This window comes from Streptosporangium sp. H13245 (assembly GCF_055690525.1).
Genome location: NZ_JBSZKT010000076.1, coordinates 1 through 1040, shown reverse-complemented (window position 1 = coordinate 1040; position 1040 = coordinate 1). Strand labels below are relative to the sequence as shown.

Here is a 1040-nt window from a genome sequence, read left to right as displayed (position 1 = left end):
TGTGGACGCGGGTTCGATCGTGAACACCGCGGTCGCCTCCGGCACCCCGCCGACGGGTCCGGCGGTGGCGTCCGACCCGTCGACGGCGACGATCACCATCACGGAGGCGCCCAGCCTGTCGTTGCTGAAGACCGCCTTCCCCTCGGCCGTGGAGAACGCGGGTGAGACGGTCACCTACTCGTACGTGGTCGTCAACACCGGTAACGCGACACTGACCGGGGTGAGCGTGACGGACACGGCGTTCTCGGGTACCGGTACGCCTCCGGTGATCACGTGCCCGGTGACGACCCTGGCCCCGCAGGCCACCACGACCTGCACCGGCACCTACACGGCCACACAGGCGGACGTGGACGCGGGGTCGATCGTGAACACTGCGGTCGCCTCGGGCACCCCGCCGACCGGTCCCGCGGTCACGTCTCCGCCGTCGACGGCGACGGTGACCGGAGACCCGGCCGCCGGCCTGTCGTTGCTGAAGACGGCGTCGCCGACCACGGCGACGGCGGCGGGCCGGACGATCACGTACTCCTACCTGGTCGTCAACAACGGCAACGCGACGTTGACCGGGGTGGGTGTGACGGATACCGCGTTCTCGGGTACCGGTACGCCTCCGGTGATCACCTGCCCGGTGACGACGCTGGCCCCGCAGGCCACCACGACCTGCACGGGCACGTACGTGACCACGCAGGCCGATGTGGACGCGGGCTCGGTGGTGAACACGGCGGTCGCGTCGGGTACACCGCCGCAGGGTCCGGCGGTGTCGTCGGCCCCGTCGACGGCGACGGTCACCATCGCGTCGGCTCCCGACCTGACGGTGCTGAAGACGGCCTCGCCGTCCACGGCGACGGCGGCGGGCCGGACGATCACCTACTCGTACGTGGTCGTCAACAACGGCAACACGACACTGACCGGGGTGACCGTGACGGACACGGCGTTCTCGGGCACCGGGACGCCTCCGGTGATCACGTGCCCGGTGACGACGCTGGCTCCGCAGGCCACCACGACGTGCACCAGCACGTACGTGACCACGCAGGCGGATGTGG

At 70.7% G+C, this 1040-nt stretch carries 1 protein-coding gene; it reads left to right on the top strand.

The window, feature by feature from the left end:
• Positions 1-148 precede the first annotated feature (148 nt).
• Positions 149-1040 (top strand): DUF7507 domain-containing protein (locus tag ACW9TB_RS39305; RefSeq protein WP_472753205.1); only part of this gene is annotated, 892 nt, incomplete at its 3' end.